The organism is Streptomyces sp. (genome assembly GCF_019510245.1).
Classification (GTDB): Bacteria; Actinomycetota; Actinomycetes; order Streptomycetales; family Streptomycetaceae; genus Streptomyces.
This window is the reverse complement of sequence record NZ_JAEKKT010000305.1, coordinates 1-5,834: the sequence shown is the minus strand read 5'-3', so window position 1 is coordinate 5,834 and position 5,834 is coordinate 1. Positions and strand designations below refer to the sequence as shown.

The following is a 5,834-nucleotide window of genomic DNA, read 5'->3' as shown; positions in this document are numbered from 1 at the left end:
GTCGGCCGTGAAGCCTGTGTCGTCCGCATACTCGATGCGATTCCCCTTGACCCAGTAGCGGCCGGTATAGGCGCTTTCACGGTTGCCCCGCGCTTCGTCGTAGCGGCCGTTCGGGAGGAGCTCTTGTCGGATCTGATCGTCCGCGGTGACCCACATCCCGACGAACGTGTGGAGCTCACCCGAGTTACTCGTCTCGCTGCTGGCGGGTGACCGACTCGACGTCGTCGGGCCGGCGGAGGCAGGTTGTTCACCGGGCACCTGCTGACAGGCCACCGCCGCGGCCAGACTGAGCAGGGGTGCAACGATCCTTGAAGTGCTGTTGTTTTGGCGCATGCACGGATGATGACCCGCGAACCCCGTGGAGCGAGAGGCCGCGCTGCTCCTGGGTGCCGCGCACCCACCCGCCGGCACTGGCGAGTGGCTTGCGAGACACGTCGCGCTTGCCAGTCATGTGTGTTCGGCGGTCTTGCCGATGTCCGGCGAGCCGCCGTTCACCATCGGTTGGGACATCGCCGACACAGTCGATGCCGTCGGCCCGGGTGTGTCCGCCTTCGTTCCGGGACGAGGTCCTCGGCATGCTCGCCCTCCCGGGGGGCAGGCAACACCTACGCCGAGTACGCCCTCGCCTCCATCAGCGAGATCATCCACAAGCCCGCCCAGCTCACCACCGAGCAAGCGGCCGGCCTCCGATGGCCGACGTCACGGCCTGACACCGAGCTGCGGGCGGCGTCGGCCACCCGCGGTGCAGATCGCCAAGTCCCAGGGCGTCCACGTGCTCGGCACGGCGAGCGCAGGCAAGCATGCACTGCTGCGCCGCCTCTGCAAGCCCCATCGCCTCAGCTCAGAGGCAACTCTTCGCGCATTTGACCAGGCCTCGGACACTTACCTTCGCGAAAGCGCGCGGTCAGAGGCTCCGGCCCACGCCGGGGGCGTCTCACCCGGCATTGGAGCAATTGTTGGACAGGGAATGGCCTGGCTCTCATCAGTACGGCCGCGTGAGTCTGGATCGTATCTGTTTCGCCTTTCAGGAGAACGTCCATGACTCATGTGCTGGTCCTCGGCGCCGGTCCCACCGGGCTCACGACCGCGATGCTGCTCGCCGCCGACGGCCACCGCGTCAGCGTGGTGGAGCGGAATCCCGACGAGCCGCACGGCGACGCCGCCCAGCTGTGGGAAGGGTGGGAGCGGCGTGGGGTGAAGCAGTTCCGCATGCTGCACATGGTCATGCCTCGCTGGCGGATGGAGATGGACCATGAACTCCCGGAGGTGGTCGCCGAACTGGAGGCCCTCGGCGGCACCCGGATGAACCTGATCCAGTTCGCGGACTTGCCGGCGGAGGCTGCCGGGGCCCGCCCCGGGGATGAGCGGTTCGACAGCGTGGCGGCCCGCCGCCCGGTGTTGGAGGCGGCGGTCGCGCGCGTCGCGTCCCGGACGGAGGGGGTCACTGTCTTGCGGGGCGTGCACGTCACCGCGCTGGTCACCGCCTCGGCGACGCGGAGCGCGATCCCGCGGGTGGGCGGGGTGGTGACCGCCAACGGTCAGGTGCTCCACGCGGACCTGGTGGTCGACGCGAGCGGCCGGAACTCCGCCGTCCCACGCATGCTGGACGCCATCGGAGACCGCGCGCCCGTCGTGGAGAGCGAGCCGAACGGATTCGTCTACTACTCCCGCTACTTCCGGGTGCCCCAGAACAACCGGCCGTCGTACCGGGGTTGGGTGCTGGAACATCACGAAGGGCTGACGGTCGGCAAGTTCGCCTGCGACAACGACATCTGGGCCGTGGGGCTCTATGTCTCCTCGCGGGACCGGCAGTTGCGGGCCCTGCACGACACCGACACCTGGCAGCGGGCGGTCACGCTCTTCCCCGATGTCGCCGAGTGGGCGGCCCATGAGCCGGTGGGCGGTGTGCGAGCGATGGCGGGCACCCAAGGCGCCTACCGCCGCCACGTCGCCGAGGGTCGGCCGGTGGTCACCGGCTTCGTCGCGGTCGGGGATGCCTGGGCGACCAGCAACCCGGCGCGCGGAGCGGGCCTCAGCACGGGGGTGCTGCACGCCCAGGCACTGCGCGACACACTGCGCGAGGTCGGCCCCGCCGACGCCGAGAAGTTGGTGCTCCGGTTCGACGAGCTCACCGAGGCCCGCCTGACACCCCTCTACCGGAGCATTACAGGCTGGAGCCGCCACCGGCTGGCGGAGATCGACGGGGACATCACCGGCGAACCGTACGAGACAGCGGACCCGAGCTGGGTGATCGGCAAAGCCCTTGACGCGGCCAAGCTCCGCGACCCGGACGCGCTCCGCGCGTTGGCCGACCTGGCGATGCTCCACCTCCCAGCCCCAGAGGTACTGGCGGCCCCGGGCCTGACCGAAAAAATCACGACCCTCGGCGCCAATCAGCCGCGTTACCACGCTCCCGGCCCCTCACGCGCCGAACTCCTGGCCGCCATCGGCGCCTCGCGCGACTGAGCCGGACGCCTGCCCAGCCTCAGCCATAGCGCGCTCGAGGACGTCGCCGCGCAGCGGGTGGTGAAGGCCCTCGTCGGCCCCTCAACACCGGCCCGCGTCCGGGAACCCAGGCACGGGCCGCTGCTCCAAGGGAGCTGGTGCAGGAGCGGACTCAGGCAGGCAACACCACCTGGCCAAGGCAGCCAGTGCCGCCAGTGCCGCCGGCACGCGAGGCGCGTCAGCCAGACGGAGGGTGGACACCGACGGGGCGGAGGCGGCCCGCCGCGGCCTCGGCAGTGCCAGGTCAATCAGCGCCCGTACATGTGCGGTCACCTAACAGTGCGCGGTGATGATCCCGTCCCAGGGCACCGGTCGGCCGACCGCCATCGGAGCGGTCGAAGGCGTCTGCGCCCCACCTGATCGGCGCCCGCCGGGACTCACCGGAGCCGACCGCCCCGCTCGGCCTGATGAGCCTGCCATGCCGGATGCGAGCTTCAGTGCCGCTGCCCCCGCCTCTGACCACCACCGCTACCAGCTCACTACCCGATCAGGAACTTCCCTGCGGAGGAACTGCACCCGTGCGAGACAAGTCACCCATGGCCGCCATCGCTGAGATACCGGGCCCCAAAGGCCTTCCCCTGCTCGGCTCGGCACTCGACCTCCGGCGCGACTCACTGGACGCACTCCTGCGCGCGCGGCGAGAGTTTGGCGACGTGGTCCGTATCTCCGCCGGTCCACCAGGACTGCGTTCGGTGATGCACTGCGTCTTCTCCGCAGAGGGCGCACAGCAGGTCCTGGCCACACAGACGGCCAACTTCCGCAAGGACAACCGGCTTTACGAGGAGATCCGGCTGTCCATCGGTAATGGCCTGCTCACCAGCCAGGACGCCGACTATCTGCGCCAACGCCGCCTCATCCAACCGCTGTTCACCAAGCGGCAGGTGGACGGCTACGCCGCAGCGGTGACACTGGAGGCCGGCAGCATGGTGGAACGCTGGCGCACCGCCGGCGACACGGTCGTCGACGTGAACAGGGAGATGGACCGGTTCGCACTGCGCACAGTGGCGCGAATCCTCTTCGGCGCGGACATCGAGGCGGCCGCCGACGTCGTGCACGACCACTTTCCCGTGATCAATGCGTACGTGCTCCGGCGCGGCTTGTCCCCCGTCAACCCGCCGCGCTCATGGCCCCTCCCGACCAACCGCCGCGCCGGGGAGGCGACCCGCGCGGTGTACGCGGTCTGCGACCGGATCATCGCCGAGCGCCGGGCGGCCGGAACGACAGCGGCTGCCGACGACCTGCTCTCTCTCCTCTCCCGGGCGAGCAGCGAAGAGGACGGCAGCCTTGACGCAGCCGAACTACGCGACCAACTCCTCGTCTTCCTGATCGCGGGCCACGAAACGACCGGGACATCCATGACCTTCGCGCTGCACTTGCTGTCCCGGCACCCGGAGGTCCAGGCGCGGGCACAGGAGGAGGTCGACCGCCTGCCGGCCGGGCGTACGCCCTTGGCCGCCGCCCTTGACCGGCTGCCGTATCTGACGAGGGTGCTGAAGGAGGCCATGCGGCTGTACCCGCCAGCTCCGCTGATCGGTCGCCGGTCCGTCGAAGCCACCGAGGTCGACGGGCACCTCATTCCCGCCGGGGCCGACGTTCTGGTCCCGCCGTGGGTCATCCACCGCCACCCGGACCTGTGGGAGGACCCCGAGCGCTTCGACCCCGAACGCTTCACCCCCGAGCGCGAGGCTGCCCGGCACCGCTACGCCTGGTTCCCCTTCGGCGGCGGTCCACGCGCCTGCATCGGCCAGCACTTCGCGATGCTCGAGTCCGTGCTCGCTCTGGCGGTGTTGCTGCGCGCTTACGACCTGGAGGCGGTGGACAGGGAGATCTCCTTGATGGCGGGGATCACGCTTCAGGCGACGGGGACGGCGCGGGTGCGGCTTCGGGCCCGCGCTCAGGCCCGTTGATACGTAGGCGCTGCCCTGGCTTGAGGGGTGATGTCAACCTGTCGAGCGCGTTGCTGGTGGCGGGTGGGAGTTCTCGGCCTGGTTGTCGAGGGCGCTGCGACCGCCGGTGTCGCGCATATCGCATCCGCATCCGGCGCAGCCCGACGGCGTTCCCGGCGGCGGACTTCGTGCACCGCTGGGGCCGAGCGGGCCAGGAACCAACCCCGACGTCAGGAACCCGCGTCAGAGACACAGCGAGGATCGTGTCGATCTCGGCTCCCGTGCTCATGGCCGGCCTCACCGGTGACATCCCGGCCTGGAACCCGCTGGCGCATACTCCGCTCGCCGGCCGCCTCGATGTGCACGCCCCCGAGACCCGGAGCACCGGTGGCAGCCCTGGCACTCCCAGGCACGCCCGGCCCCTACACCGACACTCGGGTTACCGGCGGCGGAGTGAACCAAGTCATATCGACGCGCGGTCTCATCCCTTCGGTTGGTCCGGGGTGCGCGGCGTAAGGTGCTCGGCCATGCATGGTTCGGTTGGTGGGGGGCTCGTGGATTCGGGGAACGGTGGCTTGTTGGGTGACCTGGTGGTCGCCGCGCGCGACCAGGCGTTCGTGGGGCGGGTGGCGGAGCGGGCGGTCTTCCGGTCCGCGCTGGCGGGGGACTCCCACGCGCCGTCGGTTCTGTATCTGCATGGGCCGGGCGGCATCGGCAAGTCCGCGCTGCTGAGGCGGTTCGCTCTCGAGGCGCAGGAGGCGGGGCGGCCGGTGATCGAGGTGGACGGGCGTACGGTCGCCGCGACGCCGGAGGACTTCGAGCACGCGGCCGGGAAAGCGATCGGCGAGCCGAACACGGTGCTGTTGGTCGACACCTTCGAGCTCTGCCACGGCCTGGAGCACTGGTTGTGGGAGCAGTTCCTGCCGCGGTTGCCGCTGGGCACGGTCGTGGTGGTGGCCGGACGCGCGGCCCCGGATCCGCGCTGGGTCGCCGATCCGGGGTGGGCGGAGCTGCTGCGGGTGGTGCGGTTGCGGGATCTGGCCCGGGAGGATGCTGCCGCCTTCCTGCGGGTACGTGGTGTCCCGGCCGGTGCGCACCACGCGCTGATGTCCTTCACCAGTGGTAATCCGCTGGCCCTGTCGCTGGCGGTGGCGGTCGCCGTGCAGCGGGGCACGGACGGGGCCCGGGGTGCTGCAGACTGGTCACCGGGCCAGGACGTGATCGCGACGTTGCTGCCCCATCTCGTGGGCCATGCCCCGAGTGCGGCGCACCGCACGGCGCTGGAGGTGTGCGCGCAGGCCGACGTCACCTCCGAGGCCCTGCTGCGGGCGATGATGGGCGAAGACGCCGCTGAACTGTTCGCCTGGCTGCGCACCCAGCCGTTCATCGAAGCCACCGCCTCCGGGCTCTTTCCGCACGATGTCGTGCGCGAGGTGTTGGCCG

Annotated in this window: 4 protein-coding genes; 3 read left to right on the top strand and 1 reads right to left on the bottom strand. The window is 70.3% G+C overall.

Annotated features, from left to right (window positions below; translation table 11 throughout):
* Positions 1-258, bottom strand: a 258-nt coding sequence (locus JF597_RS49585) for an Atu4866 domain-containing protein (RefSeq protein WP_294012639.1), incomplete at its 3' end; no start/stop codon positions are given.
* A gap of 780 nt (positions 259-1,038) precedes the next feature.
* Between JF597_RS49585 and JF597_RS49580 the strand changes: the two genes are divergently transcribed.
* The 3 genes from JF597_RS49580 to JF597_RS49570 all read left to right on the top strand — a co-directional run.
* Positions 1,039-2,466 (top strand): FAD-dependent oxidoreductase, encoded by a 1,428-nt coding sequence (locus tag JF597_RS49580; RefSeq protein ID WP_294012636.1) that lies wholly within the window; start codon positions 1,039-1,041, stop codon positions 2,464-2,466.
* A gap of 575 nt (positions 2,467-3,041) precedes the next feature.
* Positions 3,042-4,412, top strand: a complete 1,371-nt coding sequence (locus tag JF597_RS49575; RefSeq protein ID WP_294012633.1) for a cytochrome P450 — start codon at positions 3,042-3,044, stop codon at positions 4,410-4,412.
* 557 nt (positions 4,413-4,969) lie between these two features.
* Positions 4,970-5,834: ATP-binding protein (locus tag JF597_RS49570; RefSeq protein WP_294012630.1), on the top strand; the 865-nt coding region annotated here is incomplete at its 3' end.